This is a genomic window from Pollutimonas bauzanensis (assembly GCF_900129885.1).
GTDB lineage: Bacteria > Pseudomonadota > Gammaproteobacteria > Burkholderiales > Burkholderiaceae_B > Pollutimonas > Pollutimonas bauzanensis.
The window spans coordinates 208,534-231,232 of the sequence record NZ_FQXE01000001.1 but is presented as its reverse complement, the minus strand read 5'-3'; the positions used below and the strand labels follow the sequence as shown (position 1 = coordinate 231,232).

General features: G+C 62.7%; 21 protein-coding genes. 16 read left to right on the top strand and 5 right to left on the bottom strand.

Going from position 1 to position 22,699, the window contains the following annotated elements; genetic code table 11:
- Positions 1 to 71 precede the first annotated feature (71 nt).
- The 3 genes from BUB23_RS01145 (at position 72) to BUB23_RS01135 (ending at position 2,765) form a co-directional block, all read left to right on the top strand.
- Positions 72 to 707: a SecDF P1 head subdomain-containing protein gene (locus BUB23_RS01145; protein ID WP_245801119.1), complete on the top strand. Its 636-nt coding sequence runs from the start codon at positions 72 to 74 to the stop codon at positions 705 to 707.
- Positions 708 to 842: 135 nt separating this feature from the next.
- A complete protein-coding gene (locus tag BUB23_RS01140) occupies positions 843 to 1,367 on the top strand; it encodes a hypothetical protein (protein ID WP_073101166.1) in 525 nt (174 codons plus the stop codon).
- Positions 1,368 to 1,472: 105 nt separating this feature from the next.
- On the top strand, positions 1,473 to 2,765 hold the full coding sequence (locus tag BUB23_RS01135) for an aspartate carbamoyltransferase (protein WP_073101164.1): 1,293 nt from the start codon (positions 1,473 to 1,475) through the stop codon (positions 2,763 to 2,765).
- Positions 2,766 to 2,777: 12 nt separating this feature from the next.
- On the opposite strand, the gene BUB23_RS01130 is transcribed toward BUB23_RS01135, so the two are convergent.
- The 4 genes from BUB23_RS01130 to BUB23_RS01115 all read right to left on the bottom strand — a co-directional run bounded on the left by BUB23_RS01130 (position 2,778) and on the right by BUB23_RS01115 (position 8,234).
- The gene (locus BUB23_RS01130) at positions 2,778 to 3,674 is read right to left on the bottom strand and encodes a recombination-associated protein RdgC (RefSeq protein WP_073101611.1); all 897 of its coding nucleotides are present in this window, start codon (positions 3,672 to 3,674) and stop codon (positions 2,778 to 2,780) included.
- Positions 3,675 to 4,107: 433 nt separating this feature from the next.
- Complete coding sequence (locus BUB23_RS01125) at positions 4,108 to 5,733, bottom strand: MFS transporter (protein WP_073101162.1); 1,626 nt, start codon at positions 5,731 to 5,733, stop codon at positions 4,108 to 4,110.
- A 246-nt stretch (positions 5,734 to 5,979) separates the two neighbouring features.
- Positions 5,980 to 7,521, bottom strand: coding sequence for a sensor histidine kinase (locus tag BUB23_RS01120; RefSeq protein WP_073101160.1), 1,542 nt, complete (start codon positions 7,519 to 7,521; stop codon positions 5,980 to 5,982).
- Positions 7,522 to 7,544: 23 nt separating this feature from the next.
- Entirely contained in the window at positions 7,545 to 8,234 is a 690-nt protein-coding gene (locus tag BUB23_RS01115; RefSeq protein ID WP_073101158.1) for a response regulator transcription factor, read from the bottom strand.
- 201 nt (positions 8,235 to 8,435) lie between these two features.
- Between BUB23_RS01115 and recA the strand changes: the two genes are divergently transcribed.
- A complete protein-coding gene (gene recA, locus BUB23_RS01110) occupies positions 8,436 to 9,512 on the top strand; it encodes a recombinase RecA (RefSeq protein ID WP_073101156.1) in 1,077 nt (358 codons plus the stop codon).
- A gap of 16 nt (positions 9,513 to 9,528) precedes the next feature.
- Positions 9,529 to 10,068, top strand: a complete 540-nt coding sequence (recX, locus tag BUB23_RS01105) for a recombination regulator RecX (protein WP_073101154.1) — start codon at positions 9,529 to 9,531, stop codon at positions 10,066 to 10,068.
- Positions 10,069 to 10,093: 25 nt separating this feature from the next.
- On the opposite strand, the gene BUB23_RS01100 is transcribed toward recX, so the two are convergent.
- Positions 10,094 to 11,011, bottom strand: a complete 918-nt coding sequence (locus BUB23_RS01100; RefSeq protein WP_073101152.1) for a LysR family transcriptional regulator — start codon at positions 11,009 to 11,011, stop codon at positions 10,094 to 10,096.
- Between the two features lie 131 nt (positions 11,012 to 11,142).
- Between BUB23_RS01100 and metE the strand changes: the two genes are divergently transcribed.
- From metE to BUB23_RS01050, 11 genes are all read left to right on the top strand, one after another.
- Complete coding sequence (gene metE / locus BUB23_RS01095; RefSeq protein WP_073101150.1) at positions 11,143 to 13,437, top strand: 5-methyltetrahydropteroyltriglutamate--homocysteine S-methyltransferase; 2,295 nt, start codon at positions 11,143 to 11,145, stop codon at positions 13,435 to 13,437.
- Positions 13,438 to 13,468: 31 nt separating this feature from the next.
- Entirely contained in the window at positions 13,469 to 14,047 is a 579-nt protein-coding gene (locus BUB23_RS01090) for a DUF2889 domain-containing protein (RefSeq protein WP_073101148.1), read from the top strand.
- 86 nt (positions 14,048 to 14,133) lie between these two features.
- A complete protein-coding gene (gene sucC / locus BUB23_RS01085) occupies positions 14,134 to 15,294 on the top strand; it encodes an ADP-forming succinate--CoA ligase subunit beta (protein WP_073101146.1) in 1,161 nt (386 codons plus the stop codon).
- A 22-nt stretch (positions 15,295 to 15,316) separates the two neighbouring features.
- On the top strand, positions 15,317 to 16,198 hold the full coding sequence (gene sucD / locus BUB23_RS01080; RefSeq protein WP_073101143.1) for a succinate--CoA ligase subunit alpha: 882 nt from the start codon (positions 15,317 to 15,319) through the stop codon (positions 16,196 to 16,198).
- Between the two features lie 178 nt (positions 16,199 to 16,376).
- The gene (locus BUB23_RS01075) at positions 16,377 to 17,075 is read left to right on the top strand and encodes a TerC family protein (protein ID WP_073101141.1); all 699 of its coding nucleotides are present in this window, start codon (positions 16,377 to 16,379) and stop codon (positions 17,073 to 17,075) included.
- Between the two features lie 88 nt (positions 17,076 to 17,163).
- Positions 17,164 to 17,883 carry a TerC family protein gene (locus BUB23_RS01070; protein ID WP_073101139.1) on the top strand — a complete coding sequence of 240 codons (720 nt, stop codon included), beginning with the start codon at positions 17,164 to 17,166 and terminating at the stop codon, positions 17,881 to 17,883.
- Positions 17,870 to 17,998 (top strand): hypothetical protein, encoded by a 129-nt coding sequence (locus BUB23_RS27525; RefSeq protein WP_281255531.1) that lies wholly within the window; start codon positions 17,870 to 17,872, stop codon positions 17,996 to 17,998. The genes BUB23_RS01070 and BUB23_RS27525 overlap by 14 nt, the downstream gene beginning before the upstream one ends.
- 3 nt (positions 17,999 to 18,001) lie before the next feature.
- The gene (gene hemC, locus BUB23_RS01065; protein ID WP_073101137.1) at positions 18,002 to 18,949 is read left to right on the top strand and encodes a hydroxymethylbilane synthase; all 948 of its coding nucleotides are present in this window, start codon (positions 18,002 to 18,004) and stop codon (positions 18,947 to 18,949) included.
- Positions 18,950 to 18,966: 17 nt separating this feature from the next.
- Entirely contained in the window at positions 18,967 to 19,797 is an 831-nt protein-coding gene (locus BUB23_RS01060; RefSeq protein ID WP_084135617.1) for a uroporphyrinogen-III synthase, read from the top strand.
- Between the two features lie 15 nt (positions 19,798 to 19,812).
- Positions 19,813 to 21,168, top strand: a complete 1,356-nt coding sequence (locus BUB23_RS01055) for a uroporphyrinogen-III C-methyltransferase (RefSeq protein WP_073101135.1) — start codon at positions 19,813 to 19,815, stop codon at positions 21,166 to 21,168.
- 3 nt (positions 21,169 to 21,171) lie between these two features.
- Complete coding sequence (locus tag BUB23_RS01050) at positions 21,172 to 22,689, top strand: heme biosynthesis HemY N-terminal domain-containing protein (RefSeq protein WP_073101133.1); 1,518 nt, start codon at positions 21,172 to 21,174, stop codon at positions 22,687 to 22,689.
- The last annotated feature ends 10 nt before the right edge of the window (positions 22,690 to 22,699 follow it).

The following is a 22,699-nucleotide window of genomic DNA, read 5'->3' as shown; positions in this document are numbered from 1 at the left end:
AGTTTGACTCAACTTCGTTTAGCGACCTGTTAAACTTTTTCCTTGTTGAATAATCAGTCGGGGGAGTTTCCATGAAAACTATTCGTACGCTAGGCCGCATTCTTGTACCCGCCAGCCTGGTAGTGCTGGCCGCCTGCCAGTCCGTGCCGGGCGACAAGACTGTCAGCCAGGCGCCAAGCACCACGACCCCACAGCCAGAAACGACGCTCGAGGCCCAGCGCCAGGGCGCGCCGGTTGCCGTGTTCCTTGCCGATACTGCCTTGCAGACGGGGTGGACGCCGGTGAGCCTTCAAACCGGCACGCTTTACGTCAACCCCCAGCCTGTCATTACACGGGCGGACCTGAGCGGTATCCAGGCCGGCACCAATAAGCAGGGCGAGGGTCTGCTGGCATTGGAACTGAACGAGGCAGGCAAGAAGAAAGTTGCGGATACCACTGCGCAGAACCCCAACAAGCGGCTTGCGCTGGTGGTGGGGCGCACCATGATGGCTGCCCCCGGATATACCGTGCCGGTGACCACCGGGCAGCTGATCTTCGCCGTGGGCACCGAGGAAAACGCCACCGCCGCGGCGCGCGCCATCGCGGGCGCCAGCCCTGAAGGCGGCGCGCCGGGCACCGGCGCCCCCGCCAGCACCACTGCTCCCGGCGGCGCCGCTACCCCGGGCGGCGCGTCGGCTCCCGGCGCTTCCGGCGCGGGCGCTCAATAATCAACTTTCCGCGATTGCCGCGGCCTTGCGCTTCCGCGGCTTGAGCAAGAACGGCACCTTCAGGGGTGCCGTTCTTGTCGGCCCATTCCCCGGGCGTATCATAGCGATGTCTCGGCCTTGCGGTGGTAAGAGTAAATGAATAGCAATCAAATCAATCCATCGCCGCCGGCCTCCGCCTTGGCGTCGACACTCGCGCTGGGGTTCAAGTTCCTGGCCTGGATCAATAGCATGGGAGTGCTGGCGATCCTGTCGTTCGGCATGGGCCTCATCCAGACCGACCTGGCGCCGCAATGGCTGCGTCTGCCCTTGGCGATTTTCCTGGCCGGCCTGGTCTTGTCCGCGCTCGGGCTGCTGTGGTCTTATCCCCTGCAGGCCAGCCTGCTGAATCAGCTGGTGTCGGGGCATGCGCGCCGCACGCACTGGATTCCCCTATTCTGCACCATGGTGGCCTACAGCCTGAGCCTGCTGGCCTTTGTCTGCGGATGCTGGTTCACCCTGGGCCTGGCCAGCATGGCGTACCAGGCGGGCGACGATGCCGCGTCTTCCGAAGACCAGGGCGTCGCGCCGTCCGACCAGTTGGGCGAGGAGCAGGAGTTCATCTACGACGCCCGCGAAAAAACCGTCAGGTTTTCAGGCGCGCCGGGCCCCCGGTCGAACTAGGGCGGACTGTTGTATTTTGTTGGCGGCTCAAATAAATGCTCGTCAAGAGGCGCTGGATCGAAATAAAATATACGCTTTGCGTATATATTGCTTCAGGATACTCTTATGACTGTCTCGCAACAGGTATTTCTTCGCGACGCGATGCGCCGCTTGAATCTCACTCGCGATGTCTTCGCCGTGCGCATAGGCGTCAAGCGCCGGGCGCTCGATACCTGGCTGCTACCGGAGGGCTCGCAGGAATTCCGGACCATGCCGGAAGTGGTCAGCCGTTTCGTCACGGAAATCGTCGAAAATGAAGGCCTGCTGCAAAAGTATGCGCAAAGCGCACAGTCGGGCCCCTTGCGGGACCGCATTGCCTTCGAAGGCAAGCACCAGTTGCTGTCCGTCGACCAGTTCACGCGCGAATCGGTGGAGGAATTATTCCGCATCGCCGATCAGATGCAGCCGATCGCGCGCCGCCAGAAGGTATCGCGGGTGCTCGAAGGGGCGGTATTGGGCAATTTGTTCTTCGAAGCCAGCACCCGCACCCGGGTAAGCTTCGGGGCGGCGTTTTGCCGGCTGGGCGGTTCGGTGTGCGACACCACCGGCTTCACCTTTTCATCGATGGCCAAAGGGGAGTCGATTTATGACACCAGCCGCGTCATGAGCGGTTATGTCGACGCCATGGTGATACGCCACCCGGAAAAGGGGTCCGTCGCCGAGTTCGCGCGGGCCACCAATATTCCGGTGGTCAATGGCGGCGACGGCCCGGGCGAACACCCCAGCCAGGCCTTGCTGGATCTGTACACGATACTGACCGAGTTTTCGCGCTTGGGGAAATTGCTGGATGGCGCGCATATCGCCCTGGTCGGCGACCTGAAATACGGCCGCACCGTGCATTCGCTGATCAAGCTGCTGGCCTTGTACCGCGGCTTGAAATTCACGCTGATCTCGCCGCGCGGCCTGGAAATGCCCGAATACCTGCTGGAACAGACCGGCAAGCATGGCCACACCGTCAACCAGACCAATTCACTGGAAGAGGGCCTGGCCGGCGCGGACGTGATCTATGCGACGCGGGTCCAGAAAGAGCGCTTTGCCGCCGAAGAGCTGGAAGGCTACACGCCCGACTTCCAGGTGAACAAGGCCATCATCGACAAATGCTGCGGGCCTGATGTGATCGTCATGCACCCCCTGCCGCGCGACAGCCGCGAGGGCGCCAACGACCTGAGCGTGGACCTGAACCACGATACGCGCCTGGCGATTTTCCGGCAGACGGACAACGGCATACCGGTGCGCATGGCGATTTTCGCCGTCCTGCTGGGCGTCGAGGGGCTGGTGCAGCACTCGCTGCGCGACGTGACCTGGAGCCCGCCGTCGCACGTGGGGCCGGACGACAGCGTCTTCCAGGACATGGATTGAAGTCCTCCCGGCCTACTTTCTTTCGCCGCCCAGGGCTTCCACCAAATCCGTGATCAGGCGCGACAGTTCGCCTGTCATCAGGGTGAAATCGGAATCGAACTGCTCGGCTTCGTTGTGGCTCCCGCCGTCCTGGCCTTCTTTCAGCACATCCAGCGGGTTTACCCGCTTGATGTCCAGCCCTTCGGTCAGCGTGAACGATACCCGGTCGGCCCAGGTCAGGGCCAGGCGGGTGCATTGCTTGCCCGCCTGCACATGCTTGCGCACGTCGTCGATTTCTATGCTCTGGCGCACATAGCGCACGGCGGCGCCGTTCTCGCTGGTGGAGCGCAGCTCGGTGTCCTGGTCTATGCTGAACCCGGATGGCGGCTCATCGCTGACCAGCCAATTGGTCATGGCCGCGGCGGGCGATTCTTCCACGAACAGCGGCGCGATGGGGAAGGACTCGATGGCCTTGGCCAGCATGCCCAGCACTTCATCGCTTTTGGCCGCCGCGGCGGCATCGATCACCAGCCAGTGGTTGCGGGTGTCTATCCACACGCGCGTATCGCGATAGATGCTGAAGGCCTTGGGCAGGAGCTCGTCAGTCACCTGTTCCTTGATTTCCTTCATCTGCTTGCGGCCCGGCTTGAAGCCCTGCTGCTCTTCGATGTCCTGGGCCTTGGCCTTTGCCACCTGATTGATCACGGTCGTCGGCAGCAGTTTCTTGTCGGCGCGCAGGCTGAGCAGGAATTGTCCGTCCAGGGCGTGCACCAGGCCGCTGTTCTCGCGCGGCGGCACCCAGCCCAGGCTTTGCATTTCCTGGCTGCCGCTGGGCTGGAAGGCCTGTTTTTCTATGGCCGCTTCGAGAGAGTCCACGGTGCATGACCATGAGGGAGCCAGACGAAATATCCTGAGATTCTTGAACCACATGTTTTGATGTCTTCTTGAGTTGTTGGCGCTGAGTCTGGCGCGCTGCGCGCCGCGAGCGTCGGCCAGAATGATGAGCGACGATTGTAAGCCCATTTTCGCCGCCGATTTGTTGCAAGCCATGTAGCGCTGATATCGCTGGGAAAAATGCCAGCGGCGCTTGCCGCTGGCGCGGCGGCGCTGCCCGCGGCCCGCACGCCGCTTGGATTCGGCAAAAAAATGGCCCGAAATGCCGTGGCATCGGGCCATTAGGGGAACACGCACTGCCGCGCTGAAAAGGCTCGCGGGGCACGCGACAGTGGTGATAGAAAGCGCTTTGTGCCTTTATCAAACCGGGGGATCAGACGTTTGACAAGGGAAACAAAAATTCTTCCTACGCTGCAGATTTTAGCCGGCCAGCCTGACGTTGGCCTGAAACCGGAAACCCGCCCGCCCGTCACGCATTGATGTCGTTGTCCTTGGTTTCCTTGACGAACAGGACGCCGATGACCAGGGTCATGGACGCGATGATGATGGGATACCACAAGCCGTCATAGATGTTCCCGGTCGCGGCCACGATTGCGAACGCCACCGGAGGCAGGAAGCCGCCAAACCAGCCGTTGCCGATATGGTAGGGCATGCTCATGGAGGTATACCGTATGCGCGTGGGGAACATTTCGACCAGCATGGCGGCGATAGGGCCGTATACCATGGTGACCAATATCACCAGGAAGGTCAGCAGCGCCACGACCATGACGTAATTGATCTGCGAGGGATCCGCCTTGGCGGGATAGCCGTGGTTACGTATGGCTTCGGTAAGGGATTTCGTGAGTTCGGCCGATCTGGCGCTGAAATCGGCCTTGCTCAGCTTCTGGCCTTCGAAAGCGGTGAATTCCTCGTTGCCTATCTTGGCCTTGGCGATGGTGCCGGCCGGCGCCTTCTGGTTGTTGTAGTTCACGGCATTGCTGGCCATGAAGGCTTTCAGGACGTCGCAGGAACTGGTGAATGACGACACGCCCACCGGATTGAACTGGAAGGAGCAGGTGGCGGGGTCCGCGATGATGGTGACCGGAGCCGAGGCCTGCGCGGCTTCGAGCGCGGGATTGGCGAAGTGGGTGATCGCCTTGAACACCGGAAAATAGGTCAGCGCGGCGATCAGGCAGCCGGCCATGATGATGGGCTTGCGGCCGATGCGGTCCGACAGCGCGCCGAACACCACGAAAAACGGCGTGCCGATGAGCAGGCCCAGGGCGATCATGATATTCGCCGAGTTGGCTTCGATGGCCAGGGTCTTGGTCAGGAAGAACAAGGCATAGAACTGGCCGGTGTACCACACCACGGCTTGCCCGGCGGCCAGGCCGAACAGGGCCAGCAGCACCAGCCTGAGGTTGCCCCATTTGGCGAAGGAGTCCGTGAGGGGCGCCTTGGAGCCCGTGCCTTCGGCCTTCATTTTCTTGAATGCGGGGGATTCGTTCAACTGCATGCGTATCCATACCGAGATGCCCAGCAGCACGACCGAGATCAGGAAGGGAATGCGCCATCCCCAGGCCAGGAAGGCCTCTTCGCCCATTGCGGTGCGTATGCCGAGTATGATCAGCAAGGAAAGGAACAGGCCCATGGTGGCGGTGGTCTGGATCCAGCTCGTATAAAAGCCGCGGCGATTCTGCGGCGCGTGTTCGGCCACATAGGTCGCGGCGCCGCCGTACTCGCCGCCCAGCGCCAGGCCCTGCAGCATGCGCAGCCCGATGAGGATGATGGGCGCGGCCATGCCGATGGAGGCATAGGAGGGCAGCACGCCGACCAGGAAGGTCGACATGCCCATGATGAGTATCGTGATCAGAAAGGTGTACTTGCGCCCGACCAGATCGCCCAGGCGCCCGAACACCAGCGCGCCGAAGGGCCGCACGGCGAAGCCCGCCGCGAATGCCAGCAAGGCGAAGATGAAGCCGGCGGTGGGATTCACCCCCGAGAAGAAATGCGCCGCGATGATGGTCGCCAGCGACCCGTAAAGGTAAAAGTCGTACCACTCGAATACGGTGCCCAGCGACGAGGCGAAAATGACTTTGCGTTCTTCCGGCGTCATTCCGCGCTGCGTCGCAGCGGGAGCCCCCAATACTGGGCCGCCTGGCGGTTGCGCGACGGTTGTCGTTGTGTTCATGATGTCTCCTATCTCGGATTGGCCTGTAGCAGGTCCGGTATTTTTTCCCGTTTACGTCATCGCAAAGCAGGTAAAGCGTAAATTATGGGATCAGCCTGACGCCAAACTGACTATGAGTTGAACATTGTGGTATTTTCGTAAAAATTTGTAATAATTTTTTTAAGGAGCAGCTTATGCCTGCTCGGGCGGATGATGGGCGCCGCCCGGCGCCGTCCAATCGACCGGCGGGCTGACATCTTTCAGCCGGGCGAAAGTGACGCGCAGGCAGGTGCCGCCCGGGACGCCGTGGCGATGGCCGGGCGGCATGAAATTGACGCTGGCGCGGTGCTGTTCGGCGATTTCCTTGACGATGGACAGGCCCAGGCCGCTGCCGTCGACGTTGGTGCCCATGACCCGGAAAAACCGGTCGAAGATGCGTTCGCGGTCCGCGGCGGCTATCCCCGGGCCGGAGTCCTCGACTTCCAGGTAGGTGGACAGGGCGTCGCCGCCCACCCGCACCGTCACCCACCCTTGCGCCGGGGTGTAGAGCAGCGCGTTGTCGATCAGATTGCCCAGCAGTTCGGCGAGCATCAGGCTGTTGCCCAGGACGTGCATGGGCGCCAGCGCGCATTCGAAGCCCAGGTCTATGTTTTTTTTCAGGGCGGTATCGACCCAGGCCGAAGTGGCCTTCTCGGCCATTTCGTTGAGTTCGACGATATCGGACAGCGGCCGGGTGGCGTCGTCGGCGCTTTCGGCCCGCGCCAGGGTCAGCAACTGATTGACCAGGCGGGTCGCGCGCTCGGAGCCGCGCACCAGCTGTTCCAGGCTGGCGTTCATCTTTTCGGGGCTGCGCTCGCGCAGGGCCAGCTCGGCTTGCGTGCGCATGCCGGCCAGCGGCGTCTTGAGCTGGTGCGCCGCATTCGCCACGAAGCGCCGCTGGGTTTCATTGGTGGCCGCCATCCGGGTCAGCAGGCTGTTCATGGCGGCCACCAGGGGAACGATTTCCGCCGGCGCCAGGTCGTCGCTGATGGGCGACATATCGTTGGTGCGCCGCGCGCGTATGCGTTCCTGCAGCAGGCTCAGGGGTTCCAGGCCCTGGGTGAGGCCCAGGCCGGCCAATAATGCGGCCAAGGGCAGCACGATCAGCTGCGGCGTCAGCATGCCGGTGAGGATTTCCTGTTGCAGCGTGGCGCGCATTTCGTTGGATTGGGCCACCACCGTCAGGAAGTCCAGGCCGTTCATGTCCCGCCCACCCCAGATGTACGCCACGCGCACGCTCAGCCCGTTGAGCGTTTCGTTGCGGAAACGGATCACGTCTTCTTCGTAGGACCAGTTGTCGGGCAGGGGAATGCTGGCGTTGCCCCCTATGGAGTTTGCATTGGCGTCCTGGATTTCCCAGTGGATCAGGTGGGTGGGGTCGCCTTGCAGGATGGTGATGGCCGAGGCGGAAAGCTGGATGCCTTCGGTGATTTTCTGCTGCTGGATTTCATGCTTGAGCATGCGCAGGTGGTCGGCCAGGGTGCGGTCATAGGGCGCATTGGCGATGTTCTGCGCGATGAAATAGGTAATGACCAGGCCTATCGTCCACAGCAGGAACAGCGGCCCGAACATCCAGATCATGATCTTGTTGAGCAGCGCCCGGTTGTTCTTTTTGCGCCGGAAGCGCCACAGGAATGGCAGGCGGGGAGCCGGCCTGCCATCGGTATCCGGCGGGGTAGGGGGATTGCGCGACATTCAGGCTACAGGACCGCCGCGCTTCAGGCGGCGAGGGAATCGCTGCGATTCTCGGCTTCCAGGCAGTACCCCAGGCCGCGCACGGTGACGATCTTGGCGCCGCTGGGTTCCAGTTTCTTGCGTAGGCGGTGTATATAGACTTCGATGGCGTTGGGAGTGACTTCTTCGCCCCATTCGCACAGGAGGTCCACGAACTGATTCTTGCTGATCATGCGCCCGCAGCGCGACAGGAAGATTTCCAGCAGGCTGGTTTCGCGAGCCGAGAGTTCCAGCGGCTGGTCGTCGATGCGGGCCACCCGGCCGTTGAGATCGAAGCTCAGGCGCTTGTATTTGAGCAGGGTGGTGCTGTTGCCGGCGCTGCGCCGCGTGAGGGCGCGCACCCTGGCTTCGAGTTCGCTGAGGGAGAAAGGCTTGGCCATGTAGTCGTCGGCGCCCAGGTCCAGGCCTTTCACGCGTTGTTCTATTGTGTCGGCAGCCGTTAAAATAAGCACGGGTATCGGCGTGTTGCGCTGGCGCAGCAGGCGCAATACGCCCAGGCCGTGCATCAGGGGCAGGTCCAGGTCCAGTATCAGCAAGTCGAAGCTTTGCAGCTGCAAGGCGGAGTCGGCGCTGGAGCCATCGGCCACCACGTCGACGGCGTAGCCGTCGTAACGCAGTGAACGGGATAGTCCATCGGCAAGAATACTGTCGTCCTCGGCGATAAGAATGCGCATGGCGGGTGGTTTTGGCTTGGTCTGGAAGGGATGGGCCCATTCTGCCACGGGCGTCGGGGCCTGACCAGTCAGGGATTACGATGTGATGCGCTGGATATCTGTTTATTTATACAGTACAATTTGATGCAATAATTCCTTCTGCTTCCATTGCCGCCTTACCGCGCTTTTATTCATTTCCGCTTTTAGTCAAGGATCCCCTACATGGACGACAAAAACAGCAAAGCCGCCACCGAGCGCGCCAAAGCATTGGCTGCCGCCTTATCCCAAATCGAAAAGCAATTCGGTAAAGGTTCGGTGATGCGCTATGGCGACGACAAGGTCGAGCATGACATTCTGGTGTGCTCCACCGGGTCGCTGGGCCTGGACATCGCCCTGGGCGTTGGCGGCCTGCCGCGCGGCCGCGTCATTGAAGTCTACGGTCCCGAATCATCCGGCAAAACGACGCTCACCTTGCAAGTCATTGCCGAAATGCAAAAAATCGGCGGCACCTGCGCCTTCATCGATGCCGAGCACGCGCTCGACGTCCAGTACGCCTCCAAGCTCGGCGTCAACTTGAACGACCTGCTCATTTCGCAGCCCGACACCGGCGAACAGGCCCTTGAAATCACCGACGCCCTGGTGCGTTCCGGCTCGGTAGACCTGATAGTCATCGACTCGGTCGCGGCGCTGGTGCCCAAGGCCGAAATCGAAGGCGACATGGGCGATTCCCTGCCCGGCCTGCAGGCCCGCCTCATGAGCCAGGCCTTGCGCAAGCTTACCGCCAACATCAAGCGCGCCAATTGCATGGTCATCTTCATCAACCAGATCCGCATGAAAATCGGCGTCATGTTCGGCAATCCCGAAACCACCACCGGCGGCAACGCGCTCAAGTTCTACGCCTCGGTGCGGCTCGACATCCGGCGCATCGGCGCCATCAAGAAGGGCGACGAGGTCGTCGGCAACGAAACCCGTGTCAAAGTGGTCAAGAACAAAGTGGCCCCGCCATTCAAACAAGCTGAATTCGACATCATGTACGGCGCCGGCATTTCGCGCGAGGGCGAAATCATCGATCTCGGCGTGCAGGCCGGCATCGTCGACAAGGCCGGCGCCTGGTTCAGCTACGGCGGCACGCGCATAGGCCAGGGCAAGGACAACGTGCGCGAATACCTGAAAGAACATCCTGAAATGGCGTTCGAAATCGAAAACCGGGTGCGCGAGCAATCCGGTGTCATCGCGCAGGCCGCGGCGACCGTCAGGGCGGCGCCGCCGGTGGCGCCTGAAGAAGACGCCGTAGAATAGTTTTTCGAGGCCGGCCATGCATTCCAAGGGCGACGATTTCGAAACGCTGGCCGCGGATGCCGCAGATGCTGCGGACGCCGCGGGCGGCGGCCCGAAGAAGAAAGGGCCTGGCCTGAAGGCGCGGGCCATAGCCATTCTTTCCAGGCGCGAAAATTCGCGCCTGGAATTGCAGCGCAAGCTCGCCCCGCATGCCAGCGGCCCGGACGAACTCGAACAACTATTGAACGACCTCGAACGCGAAAACTGGCTGTCCAACGAGCGTTTCGCTCAAAACCTGGTCCACCGGCGCGCCTCGCGCCAGGGGGCCAAGCGCATCGTCCAGGAACTCCGGCAACACGGCCTGGCCGACGAGGCCATCGCCGGCCTGAACCAGCAATTGCGCGGCACCGAGGTGGACCGCGCGCGCGCCGTCTGGGAAAAGAAATTCGGCCACGCCCCGGCAGACGCGAAGGAATACGCAAAGCAATTCCGCTTCCTGGCCTCGCGCGGCTTTTCCGCCGATTGCCTGCACCGCATCCTGGGCGACCTCCCTGAAGACGCCCACGGCTTCGGGTAAACCAACCGAACCATACGCCCCAAGCCTAGCGCACCGCCTTTATCCCTTCCAGCGTCTTGAAGCAAGTATCGCGCGCCTGCGCCATGAAGGCCTGCAGATAGTCCGCCTGCAAGTCCTCGCTGCGCACTGCCGCGTACAGCGTGCGCCATACCCCTTGAGGCCCCAAGCGGCATATGCGCAGCCAGCTTTGGTTCAGGTACTCCGTCAGCGCCCAATTCGGCAGGGCCGCCACCCCGCGCTGGCTGGCCACCAGTTGCACAATGATAGGGGTGAGCTCGGCCTTGCGTATCGCGGCCGGCTCCACATCGGCCGCGTCCAGGAAAGCCGTGAACACATCCAGGCGCTGGCGCTCCACGGGATACGTAATCAATACCTGGTCGGCCAACTGTTCCGGCTCTATATATTTGCACTGCGACAAAGGGTTGGCGGCAGCCACCGCCAGCACCAGCTCATAGCGGAACAGCGGCAGGTACTCCACCGCTTCTATCGTTTGCGGGTCCGAAGTGATCACCACATCGAGATCGCCGCGCACCAGGGCGGGCAGCGGGGCGAAAGAGAAAGCGGCCGACAAATCCAGCGCCACATCGGGCCAGTCTTGCCTGAAGGCATCGAGCGCCGGCATCAGCCATTGGAAACAGGAATGGCAGTCTATCGCCAGATGCAGGCGGCCGGTGCGCCCCGCGGCCAGGCGCTGCAGTTCGCGTTCGGTGGCCTTGACCCGCGGCAGCACCTCATCGGCCAGCGCCAGGATGCGCAAGGCCGCCGTGGTAAGCCGCGCGGGGCGGGTGCGCCGGTTCAGCAGCGGCGTCTTGAGCCGCACCTCCAGGTCGCGCAACTGGTGCGACAAGGCCGATTGCGTGACATGCAGGCGGTCCGCCGCTTCCTGCAGGCTGCCCGCCTCGCGTATGGCGCAGAGGGTTTCCATGTGGCGTATCTCAAGCATGCGCTGCGTCGCCCGGTTTATTAAAGTGAATTATATTCATGCTAAGTATGGTGTATTTGATTTTGACTCACTCAATTGTATAGGCACAATATCCGGGTTGACAAATATTCCTCATTTAATAAAGATTCATCATGACTATTACTCATAATTTGGGCTTTCCGCGCATAGGCGTCCAGCGCGAACTGAAACGCGCGCTCGAAGCCTACTGGGCCGGCAACTTGTCGGCGCAGGCCCTAGACGACACGGGGCGCGAACTGCGCGCCCGGCACTGGCAGTTGCAGGCCCGGTCCGGCCTGGATTTCGTGCCCGTCGGCGATTTTGCCTGGTACGACCATATCCTGGAATGGACTACCTTGCTGGGCGCGGTGCCCGCCCGCTTTGCCCAATCGGACAAGGAGGCGGTGGATCTGGACACCTTGTTCAGGATGGGGCGCGGGCGCGCTCCCAAGGGGACGCCGGCCGCGGCATGCGAAATGACCAAATGGTTCGACACGAATTACCACTACATCGTGCCCGAACTGGTGCCGCAGCAGTCCTACCGCATCGCCCGCAGCTATCTGTTCGACCAGATCCGCGAAGCCCAGGCCCTGGGGCATAGCGTCAAGCCAGTGATTCCGGGCCCCTTGACCTGGCTGTGGCTGGGCAAGGGCGATGCGTTTGCGCAAGGGGCGGGCGATGTCGCCAAGCTGGCCTTGCTGGAAAATCTGCTGCCGGTCTACAAGGAAGTGCTGCGGCAAGTCAAGGCGCTGGGCGTGGAGTGGGTGCAGATAGACGAGCCCATACTCGGGCTGGACCTGCCCGGCCCCTGGCGCGAGGCGTTCGAGCGCGTCTACGGGGAATTGGCGCAGGCCGGCGTGCGCGTCCTGCTGGCCAGCTACTTCGAACGCTTGGACGAGAATATCCAGGTATTGAAGGGCCTGCCGGTTCAGGGCGTGCACATAGACCTGCTGCGGGCGCCCGATCAATTGAATGACGTGCTGGCCGTCCTCGGCGACGACCAGGTGCTGTCCCTGGGGCTGATCGATGGCCGCAATGTATGGCGCACCGATCTCGACCGCGCCCGCGCTGTGGCCGAGCCGCTGGCGGCCCGGCTCGGCGACCGGCTGTGGCTGGCGCCATCGTGCTCGCTGCTGCATGTGCCGGTCGACCTCGACGCCGAAAAGGAGCTGGATGCCGAACTGCGCAGCTGGCTTTCTTTTGCCACGCAAAAACTCGATGAGCTGGCATGGCTGGCGGATTCCCTGTCCGCCGCGCCGGCGCCCGCCACGCAAGAGGCCTTGCAGCGCCAGCGCTCGGCCCTGCAGGCCAAGAAGGAATCGGCGCGCATCCACAATGGCGCCGTCCAGGCGCGCCTGGAGGCATCGGCCGGGCTGGCGCGCAACCGCCGGCCTTTCGCCGAGCGCATCGTGGTGCAGCAGGAAAAGCTGCGCCTGCCGGCCTATCCCACCACCACCATCGGCTCCTTCCCGCAGACCGCGGAAATCCGCGTATCGCGGCGCGACTGGAAAAACGGCGCGCTAAGCGATGCGGCGTACGAGAGCGCCATGCGCAAGGAAATCGAACAAGTCATACGCTTCCAGGAAAGAGTGGGCCTGGATGTGCTGGTGCACGGCGAAGCCGAACGCAATGACATGGTCGAATACTTCGGCGAATTGCTGGGCGGATTCGCCTTTACGCAGAACGGCTGGGTGCAGAGCTATGGCTCGCGCTGCGTGAAGCCGCCCATTATTTTCGGCGACGTGGCCCGCCCGGCCGCCATGACCGTGGCCTGGTCGGCCTACGCCCAGTCTCTGACCGACAAGCCGGTGAAAGGCATGCTGACGGGGCCGGTGACCATATTGCAATGGTCCTTCGTGCGCGACGACCAGCCGCGCGAGACCACGTGCCGCCAATTGGCGCTGGCCTTGCGCGACGAAGTGCTGGACCTGGAGGCGGCGGGCATCGCTGTCATCCAGATCGATGAGCCCGCCTTCCGCGAGGGCTTGCCGCTGCGCCGCGCCGACTGGAAGCGCTATCTTGAGTGGGCCGTCGACTGCTTCCGCCTGTCGACCGGGGCGGTCAGGGACGAGACGCAGATACACACCCATATGTGCTATTCCGAATTCAATGACATCATCGAGGCGATTGCCGCCATGGATGCCGATGTCATCACTATCGAAACGTCGCGCTCCAATATGGAATTGCTGGGCGCCTTCGAGGATTTCCGCTATCCCAACGACATCGGCCCGGGCGTGTACGATATCCATTCGCCCAACGTGCCCGAAGTGGAATGGATGGTCGGACTCATGCAGAAGGCCGCCAAGCGCCTGCCGTCCGAGCGCTTGTGGGTCAATCCCGACTGCGGCCTGAAGACCCGCGGCTGGGCCGAGACTGAAGCCGCGCTGGTCAGGATGGTCAGCGCCGCCCAGGCTCTGCGCTATACTTAGAGGGTTTATCGCCATATACGTTTTTTTGTAAATGCCTTTGCCGCCTCCCGACATAGCCCGTGAACCAGTGCACACGCGTTCCATACGCGTGAACGCGTTCGCCCGGGAGGACGGCCAATGGGATCTCGAAGCCGAGCTCATCGACGTCAAGGCCTACGATTTCCCCCTCAGGGATGGCGCAACCATACACCGCGCCGGCGATCCTATCCACCACATGCATCTTCGCGTCACGATAGACGATCAGTTCACGATCACGGCCGCCATCGCCGATTACGACGCCGCTCCGTACAACCAGCATTGCACCGCCATCGCGCCCGACTACCGGGCGCTGGTCGGCATGAATCTGCTGCGCAATTTCCGCCAGGTGGTCAAGGATCGCTTCGGCAGAACGGCCGGCTGCAGCCATATGACGGAACTGTCGTATGTATTGCCGACGGTCGCGATCCAGACCATGTCCGGCAAGCGCCGCAAAGAGCAAGCGCAGCCCGGCCATCAAAAGCGTCCGTTCCAGCTCGAGGGTTGCCATGCGCTTCGGCTCGATGGCCCGGTCGCCCTGGAATTCTATCCCCAGTGGTATGTCGCTCCCAGGGCCGAGGCAAAGTGCGAGTAGGCCATCCTCATCGGGCGGGCAAGCGTGTTTTCGGGCACGGGCGCACGCGTTCTTTTTCTTATTCTTTACGTTCTGACAGGTAATAAATGAAAATTCACGAGTATCAAGGCAAGGAACTGCTGAAGAAATTTGGCGTGACTGTCCCGCGCGGAATTCCTGCTTTTTCCGTTGACGAGGCCGTTGCCGCAGCCGAAAAGCTGGGCGGCCCGGTTTGGGTGGTGAAGGCGCAGATTCATGCGGGTGGCCGTGGCAAGGGCGGTGGCGTCAAGCTGGCGCGTTCCATCGACGAAGTGCGCCAGTTGTCCTCTGAAATCCTGGGCATGCAGCTGGTCACGCACCAGACCGGCCCCGAAGGCCAGAAAGTGGGCCGCCTGCTGATCGAGGAAGGCGCCGACATCAAGAAAGAATACTACGTCGGCATCGTCACCGATCGCGGCACGCAGCGCGTATGCGTGATGGCGTCGAGCGAAGGCGGCATGGACGTCGAAGAAGTCGCCGAAAAGACCCCCGAAAAAATCCTGAAGGTGTTCGTGGATCCGAAAACCGGCCTGACCGACAAAGAAGCGGCTGAACTCGCGCGCGGCATAGGCGTTCCCGAGGCGTCGGTGTCCAAGGCGGCCGCCGAATTCCAGAAACTGTACAAGGCTTACTGGGAAACGGATGCGTCGCTGGCCGAAATCAATCCGCTCATCCTGAGCGGCTCGGGCGACATCATCGCCCTGGACGCGAAGTTCAATTTCGATTCCAACGCTTTGTTCCGCCACCCTGAAATCGTCGAATACCGCGATCTGGCCGAAGAAGATCCCGCCGAAATCGAAGCCAGCAAGTTCGACCTGGCCTATATCCAGCTCGACGGCAATATCGGCTGCCTGGTCAACGGCGCCGGCCTGGCCATGGCGACCATGGACACCATCAAGCTGTTTGGCGGCGAGCCGGCCAACTTCCTGGACGTGGGTGGCGGCGCGACGGCCGAGAAGGTCACCGAAGCCTTCAAGATCATGCTCAAGAACGAAGGCGTCAAGGCCATACTGGTGAACATTTTCGGCGGCATCATGCGCTGCGACGTCATCGCCGAAGGCGTCATCGCCGCCTGCAAGGCCGTCAACCTCAGCGTGCCGCTGGTCGTGCGCATGAAAGGCACCAACGAAGAGCTGGGCAAGAAATTGCTGGCCGAGTCGGGCCTGCCCATCATCAGCGCTGACACCATGGCCGAAGCCGCGACTAAAGTCGTAGCTGCCGCGAAATAAGAATATTGCCGAGGATTTGTAAATGTCGATTTTGATCAACAAAGACACCAAAGTCATTACCCAGGGAATCACCGGTAAAACCGGCCAGTTCCATACTCATATGTGCCGCGAGTACGCCAACGGAAAAGCGGCGTTCGTGGCGGGCGTGCATCCCAAGAAGGCCGGCGAGAACTTCGAGGGCGTGCCCATTTTCGGCAGCGTCAAGGACGCCAAGGCGCAAACCGGCGCTACCGTTTCAGTCATCTACGTGCCGCCAGCAGGCGCCGCGGCCGCCATCTGGGAAGCCGTCGACGCCGATCTGGACCTGGTGATCTGCATTACCGAAGGCATACCCGTGCGCGACATGCTGGAACTGCGCAATCGCATGCGCGACCAGAACAAGACGGCTTTGGTGCTGGGCCCGAACTGCCCGGGCCTGATCACGCCCGACGAACTGAAGATCGGCATCATGCCCGGCCATATTTCCCGCAAGGGCCGTATCGGCGTGGTCAGCCGTTCCGGCACGCTGACATACGAAGCGGTTGCCCAGCTGACCGAATTGGGTCTGGGGCAATCCACTGCAGTGGGTATTGGTGGCGATCCCATCAACGGCCTCAAGCATATTGATATCCTCAAGATGTTCAACGACGATCCCGATACCGACGCGGTCGTCATGATAGGCGAAATCGGCGGTCCCGACGAAGTCGACGCCGCGCAATGGGCCAAAGACAACATGAAAAAGCCCGTGGTCGGCTTTATCGCCGGCGTTACGGCTCCGGCGGGCAAGCGCATGGGCCATGCCGGCGCCCTGATTTCCGGCGGCGCCGACACGGCCGACGCCAAGCTTGAAATCATGGAAGCCTGCGGCATCCGCACCACGCGCGATCCATCCGAAATGGGCAAATTGCTCAAGTCGGTGATATAAGCCTTGCTGTAAACAAAAAGCCTCCCGCGGGGAGGCTTTTTGGCTGCCAGAGTCGATTCGGCGTATTGGTCCCGATGGTCCGCGGGGAATACGCATAAAGATCAAAAAAACATCGGCCGCGCGCAGCGCCTATTTCATTCGCTCAAGAAGGGGGATCTTCTTATGGGACAAATGAAGCATGGATATCAGTTCAACACAATTCTGGCTGGCCTTGTTGGAGATCATCTGGGTCAATATTCTATTATCCGGCGATAACGCCGTCGTCATCGCCCTGGCTGCGCGTTCGCTGCCGGTGGCGCAACAGCGCACGGCGATCACATGGGGCTCGGCCGGCGCGATCCTTCTGCGCATCGTCTTGACGCTGGTCGCGGCCAAACTGCTGCTGCTGCCCTGGCTCAAGATCGTCGGGGCCATACTGCTGTTGTATATCGGGGTCAGCCTGCTCATGCCCGAAGGCGAAAGCGACGGCGAAGCCAAGGAATACGGCAGCTTGTGGGCGGCGATACGCACCATTCTGGTGGCCGACCTGGTCATGAGCCTGGACAATGTGGTGGCCGTTGCGGCGGCCGCGCATGGCGATACCGTCCTGCTGGTATTGGGGCTGGCCATCAGCATTCCGCTGGTCATTTTCGGCAGCACCCTATTGCTCAAGGTTATTGAGAGGCTGCCGGTCATCGTCTGGCTGGGCGCCGCGCTGCTGGGTTTCATTGCGGGCGAAATGCTGGTCAGCGATCCCGTCCTGACGCCTTATGTCGATAGCTTCTCCAGTTCCGCGCAGGCTTCGGCTCATCAACTCGCGCTGGCGGCGGGGGCGGTGGGAGCGATCATCGTGCTGCTATCCGGAAAATTTTTTCAGGCAAAAGCACAGGCTGACTAAAACCTGAATTACAATAGCGCGGAATCTTGGCCTCGGTGTTCTTCCTGCCGAGGCTTTTTATCGCTATTCGGCTAATACAGGAATTCAGATGGTAGAGTTTTTTGACACATTGCACTGGGGCGCGCTATTTCAGATCGTCATGATCGATATTCTGCTGGGGGGCGACAACGCTGTTGTCATCGCGCTGGCCTGCCGCAATCTGGCACAAAAGCAACGTGTTCAGGGAATTCTCTGGGGGACGGCCGGCGCCATCTTCCTGCGCGTCATCTTGATTGCCTTTGCGCTGACCTTGCTCGGCATTCCCTTCCTCAAGATCGTCGGCGGTTTGCTGCTGCTGTGGATAGGGATCAAACTGCTGGCCCCCGAAGATGACCACCACGACAACATCAAGGCCAATGCCTCGGTATGGGCGGCGGTGAAAACCATCATCGTGGCCGACTTCGTCATGAGCCTGGACAACGTGATCGCCATCGCCGGCGCCGCGCAGAATACCGTCCCCGATCACCAGCTCGGCTACGTGATTTTCGGCCTGCTGCTGAGCGTGCCCATCATTATCTGGGGCAGCACGCTGGTCCTCAAGCTCATCGACCGTTTCCCCCTGGTGGTCACCCTGGGCGCGGCCTTGCTGGGCTGGATCGCCGGCGGCATGGTCGTCACCGACTTCTTCGTTGAAAGCCAGCTGGGCGAACTCTCAAGTACAATCAAGATAGCCGCAGAAGTCATAGGCGCAGTTCTGGTGGTGGCGGTTGGCAAATGGATAGCCAGCCGCAAGAGCGCCGCCAAGGAAAAGGTACATGGGTCTGTTTAAATCATCGGGGCGCAAGAAGCCGGACGAGGCCGGCTTGTCGCTATTGCAGGGCTTGCTCATTCTGGCGATCATCGGCATAGTGCTTGCCGTCGTGTTCACCCAGCTGGCAAGCTAAGGCATGGCCGCAGCACCCGCCACCCTGGTCATCGCCACCCGCGCCAGCCGGCTTGCCTTGTGGCAGGCCGAGCACGTGCAAGTCCGATTGCAGGCTCTCTACCCCGCATGCCGGGTCAGCTTGCTGACCATGACCACACGGGGCGACCAGATACTGGATCGCACCTTGTCCAAAATCGGCGGCAAGGGCCTGTTTGTCAAAGAACTCGAAACCGCCTTGCTCGACGGGCGCGCCGATCTGGCCGTGCATTCGCTCAAGGACGTGCCGGTCGATATGCAAAGCCCCTTTGCCTTGTCCGTCATCCTGGAGCGCGATGATCCGCGCGATGCCTTCGTTTCCAATGATTACCCGTCCCTCGACGCCCTGCCGGCCGGCGCCATAGTCGGGACGTCCAGCCTGCGCCGCGAGTCCCAGATACGCCAGCAATTCCCGCAGCTCAAGATCCAGGCCCTGCGCGGCAATCTCGACACCCGCCTGGGCAAACTGGATCGCGGCGACTACGCAGCCATCATCCTGGCGGCGGCCGGCTTGCGCCGCCTCGGGCTCGAATCCCGCATCCGCGGCTATCTGTCGATCGAGCAAAGCCTGCCGGCCGCGGGCCAGGGCGCTTTGGGCATCGAGATCCTGGAGCGGCGCAGCGACATGCATGCCTGGCTGGCTCCGCTGGCCAGCGCCGAGGCCACCGCCTGCACACTGGCCGAGCGCGCGGTTTCACGCGTGCTGGGCGGGTCCTGCCAGGTGCCTCTGGCGGCGTTCGCGCAACTGGACGGCGGCACGCTGCGTGTCGACGCCCTGGTGGCCGAGCCCGACGGTTCACGGATCATACGCGCGCATATTTCCGGCCCCGTAGCCTCGGCGGTGCAACTGGGCGAACAGGTCGCCGGCGATCTGCTCGAAAAAGGGGCCAGGGATATCCTGTCCAGGCTCTTGCCTGCGGATTCGGCCTCCTGATACGCGGCGGCCGTTTCATGACGGGCACCACCATGAAAGCCAGCGTCGTGTTGACGCGTCCGCAAGGCAAGAACGAGCAGCTTGCCGGGCGCCTGCGGGCCGCGGGCTGGCAGGCGCTCATCCTGCCAGCCCTGCGGATATGCCCGCTGCTGCGCGATGGCGATCAACTGCCGTCGCCGGCCGATTACGATTTGATCGTTTTTGTAAGCAGCAATGCCGTTCGCTTCTATCTGGATCTGCTGGATAGGCGCCCGGGCGGGCATTGCTGGCCCGAGCGCACCCTGGCCGCGACCGTGGGGCGCTCCAGCGCCCAGCCCTTGTACGACTCGGGCCTGATGCCTCATGCCCATATCCTGCATCCCGATCCCGGCAGCCAGAGCCAGGATTCGGAGGCCTTGTGGGCCCTGCTGCAGCCGCGGCTGCACCGGCTCGGCCGGGTGCTGATAGTCAGGGGCGTATCGGGGCGGGAATGGCTGGGCGCTCAATGCGAAGAGGCGGGCGCCAGGGTCGAGCGGCTGGCTTTGTACGGGCGCGAGCCGGCCCTGTGGCGCGCCGACCAGGCGGCGGACCTGCGGAAGGCGCTGGCCCGGCCCGAGTCCTGCGTGTTTTTGCTGACCAGCGGCGAGAGCGTCGACGCCGTCCATGCCAATGTCCGGCGGCTGGGCCTGGAAGCCGCATGGGCCCGCTGCCGTTTCGTGGTGATACACGAGCGGGTGGCAGGCCGATTACAATCCGTGCTCGGCGCTTCTGGTAATGTGGCGGCGCCAATGGTAAAAGTATGCTCACCCAGCGACGATGCCATTTTTCAGGCTATCGGCCAGATGGCGTCGCCTCAAGAAAGCTCCTAGGATTACAATCTCGCCATGACTGATAAAAAACCCGAGATCCCGCAAGCTGGCCAGGCCTCTGCCCCAGGTATTCCTGCCTCCCCAGGGCCAGCCACCAATGCCCGGCCCGCCCAGCCATCGCCAGCCAAAAAACCGCGGTCCGTCCTGCTGCCGGCTTTCATTATTGTGTTGCTGGTCGCCCTTGCCCTGGCGGCGGCGCTTTGGTATCAGCAGCGGCAGTTCCATCAGGCCGCCGACAGCCTGGCCGCGCAGGTGCAAAGCGGCGCGAGCGCCGCCAACCAGGCCGCCGAACAGGCCCAGCAGGCCTTGTCGCTGCAGCAGGAACAGTCCGGGCAAATCGCCGCGCTGGAACGCTCGGTGAGCGAAGCGAGAAGCCATGCGGAAAGCCTGGAACAGGCATTCCGCAACCTTACCGACAGCGGTTCCGACCTGGTGCTGATCAACGATGTCGACCATTTGCTGACCATCGCCCAGCAGCAGTTGCAGCTCAGCGGCAACGTCGCCAACGCCGTCATTTCGCTGGAAACGGCGCAGGCGCAGCTGGCCCGGGCCAACCGCCCGGGGCTGGCTTCCTTGCTGCAGACCATCAATGGCGACCTCGACCGCTTGCGGGCCGCGTCCACCGTCGATGTGGCGCTGCTGTCCACGCAGCTCGATGAACTGAGCGCCCTGGTCGGCGAGGCCGCATTGCTGGTTCCCGATGACGCGGCGCCCGACATTGTTCCGTCCACGCCGTCCGCGCCGCCGCGCGCCTCCGAAAGCCGCGGCGGCATGGACGCCGATGCGCCATGGTGGCGGCAAACCCTGGACACGGTCGACGGCTGGTCGCGCAGCGCCTGGTCGTCCATACGCCAGGACCTGGGTCAGTTCATTACCGTGCGCCGCGTCGACGACCCCACGGCCCTGCTGATGTCGCCGGACCAGGCCACGCGTTTCCGCGAGAACCTGCGCTTGCGCATCATGACGGCGCAACTGGCCCTGATGATGCGCCAGCCCAAGATCTGGCAGTCCGAAACCGAGGCGCTGGTCAAGGCGGTGGAAAGCCGCTATGACCAGAAATCGCCGCAGTCGCGCCAGGCGCTCAAGCTGGCTCGCGAGATGGCGGACACTTCCATCGAAGTGAAGCTGCCCACGGTCACCAATAGCCTGCAGGCTGTCGAGGCCCTGCGCGAAGCCAGCGCCAAGTCGGCACAGGAGGGCGCCATTACGTCGCCGTCGTCCAACGGCCAGGCTCCCGCCGATGATGCGCCCGGCGCGGCGCAGGCCGAGCCGGAAGAGCCGCCGCAAGCCGGCGAAGCGCCGCAGTCCGAAGCTGCGCCGTCCGATCCCGTTCCGCCAGCCGATGCGGCGCCTACTACGCCACAGAGGTAAACAATGAGAACCTGGTTCTGGACACTGCTGGTATTCGTTGCCGCCGTCGCGCTGGCGCTCGTCTTGCGCGATCACAGCGGCAATGTGCTGATCATGGCGCAGCCCTGGCGCATAGAGCTGTCGCTCACCCTGGCGGTTCTGCTGGTGCTGGCCACCTTTATCATCCTGTACGTGGTGCTGCGCGTCCTGGCATGGATCTCCGGCGGCCCGGAACGCTTCCGCTCATGGCGCAGCCTGCGCGCGCAGAACCGCGACCACAAGCTGCTGGAAAGCGGCTGGATCAACGTGCTCGAAGGGCGCTACACCGAAGCTGAAAAAGAGCTCTCGAAGCTGCTGGGGCGCACTCGCTCCAGCAGCCGCAAGGTGCTGGCCGGGCTGGCTTCGGCGCGCGCTTCCCATCATCTGGGCGAATTCACCCGGCGCGACCAGGCGCTGGCCCTGGCCCAGGAAAGCGCCGGCAACGACCCGCGGCTGCGCGAAGCGGCGGCCACGGTCGCCGCCGAGATGTACCTGGACCAGAACCGCCCGCAAGACGCCCTGGTGCTGCTGCAGCCGCTGCAAGACGCCAGTTCGCGCTATTTCCACGCCACCCGCCTGTTGTTGCGCGCCCACCGACAATTGCGCAATCATGACCGCGTCTACGAACTGACGCGCCTGCTGCTGCGCCGCGGCGTCATCGAAAAGGCCGAAGCCATGCAGCTCATCGAGACATCGGCGGCGGCCCGCCTGCATGCCGCGGGCGCCGAGGGCTTCAAGTCCATCTGGGGCGACCTGAAGGCCGATGAGCGCAGTCTGCCCGATATCGCGCTTGCCGGCGCTGCCATCCAGGAAGCCGAAGGCAATTACGAAGAGGCTTCCCGGATACTCGAAGCGGCGATCGGCGCCAGGCTCGAGCCGCGCCTGCTCAATGCCTATTCGCAATGCCCGCCCGAGTTCGTCGCGCGCCGGCTCAGCAAGGCCGAAGTCTGGCTCAAGAACCATCCCGACGATTCCGCGCTGCTTGCCGCGCTGGGCAATTTGTGCCTGACCGGGCAATTGTGGGGGCAGGGAGAACATTATCTGTTGCGCAGCATGAAGATACGCAGCGACATGCGCATACACGCCTTGCTGGGCAACCTGTACGACCGCCTGGGCCGGCCGGCCGATGCCATGAAGCATTGGCGCCTGGCCTCCGGGGTGGCGGGCGTGCTGCCGGTGCTGCCTGTCAGCCGGGCTTTGCCGGCCGCCGACACGCGCGGCGATCCCACCCTCATCGATGTCGAAAGCCTGCCCGAGCCCGACATGCCCCAGACGGATCCAGCGCCCGTGGCGGCCAGCGCCGCCGATTTCATGGACGACGATGCGGCGGGCTCCGCGCCGCTGCCGGCGGCGCCGCCCGCGGACAGGCCGGCGCCCGGCGCCGCGCAATCTTCTTCCTCGCCGGATACCGCGCTGGACGAATATTTCGACAGCGCGCCGATTCCGGGCGTCGACTTGTCGCAAACTTCCGACCGGCCACGTCGTGGTCCGGGCCAACACTGATCTTTTTTAC

Bases quoted from the DNA above. Each gene is read 5' to 3' on its own strand.
- BUB23_RS01070 (WP_073101139.1), top strand. From the start codon at position 17,164: ATGGTAGAGTTTTTTGACACATTGCACTGGGGCGCGCTATTTCAGATC.
- sucD (WP_073101143.1), top strand. From the start codon at position 15,317: ATGTCGATTTTGATCAACAAAGACACCAAAGTCATTACCCAGGGAATC.
- BUB23_RS01100 (WP_073101152.1), bottom strand. From the start codon at position 11,011: ATGCTTGAGATACGCCACATGGAAACCCTCTGCGCCATACGCGAGGCG.
- BUB23_RS01130 (WP_073101611.1), bottom strand. From the start codon at position 3,674: ATGTGGTTCAAGAATCTCAGGATATTTCGTCTGGCTCCCTCATGGTCA.
- BUB23_RS01120 (WP_073101160.1), bottom strand. From the start codon at position 7,521: ATGTCGCGCAATCCCCCTACCCCGCCGGATACCGATGGCAGGCCGGCT.
- recX (WP_073101154.1), top strand. From the start codon at position 9,529: ATGCATTCCAAGGGCGACGATTTCGAAACGCTGGCCGCGGATGCCGCA.
- BUB23_RS01140 (WP_073101166.1), top strand. From the start codon at position 843: ATGAATAGCAATCAAATCAATCCATCGCCGCCGGCCTCCGCCTTGGCG.
- metE (WP_073101150.1), top strand. From the start codon at position 11,143: ATGACTATTACTCATAATTTGGGCTTTCCGCGCATAGGCGTCCAGCGC.
- BUB23_RS01050 (WP_073101133.1), top strand. From the start codon at position 21,172: ATGAGAACCTGGTTCTGGACACTGCTGGTATTCGTTGCCGCCGTCGCG.
- recA (WP_073101156.1), top strand. From the start codon at position 8,436: ATGGACGACAAAAACAGCAAAGCCGCCACCGAGCGCGCCAAAGCATTG.
- BUB23_RS01090 (WP_073101148.1), top strand. From the start codon at position 13,469: ATGCCTTTGCCGCCTCCCGACATAGCCCGTGAACCAGTGCACACGCGT.
- BUB23_RS01055 (WP_073101135.1), top strand. From the start codon at position 19,813: ATGACTGATAAAAAACCCGAGATCCCGCAAGCTGGCCAGGCCTCTGCC.
- BUB23_RS01145 (WP_245801119.1), top strand. From the start codon at position 72: ATGAAAACTATTCGTACGCTAGGCCGCATTCTTGTACCCGCCAGCCTG.
- BUB23_RS01135 (WP_073101164.1), top strand. From the start codon at position 1,473: ATGACTGTCTCGCAACAGGTATTTCTTCGCGACGCGATGCGCCGCTTG.
- BUB23_RS27525 (WP_281255531.1), top strand. From the start codon at position 17,870: ATGGGTCTGTTTAAATCATCGGGGCGCAAGAAGCCGGACGAGGCCGGC.
- hemC (WP_073101137.1), top strand. From the start codon at position 18,002: ATGGCCGCAGCACCCGCCACCCTGGTCATCGCCACCCGCGCCAGCCGG.
- BUB23_RS01075 (WP_073101141.1), top strand. From the start codon at position 16,377: ATGGATATCAGTTCAACACAATTCTGGCTGGCCTTGTTGGAGATCATC.
- sucC (WP_073101146.1), top strand. From the start codon at position 14,134: ATGAAAATTCACGAGTATCAAGGCAAGGAACTGCTGAAGAAATTTGGC.
- BUB23_RS01060 (WP_084135617.1), top strand. From the start codon at position 18,967: ATGACGGGCACCACCATGAAAGCCAGCGTCGTGTTGACGCGTCCGCAA.
- BUB23_RS01125 (WP_073101162.1), bottom strand. From the start codon at position 5,733: ATGACGCCGGAAGAACGCAAAGTCATTTTCGCCTCGTCGCTGGGCACC.
- BUB23_RS01115 (WP_073101158.1), bottom strand. From the start codon at position 8,234: ATGCGCATTCTTATCGCCGAGGACGACAGTATTCTTGCCGATGGACTA.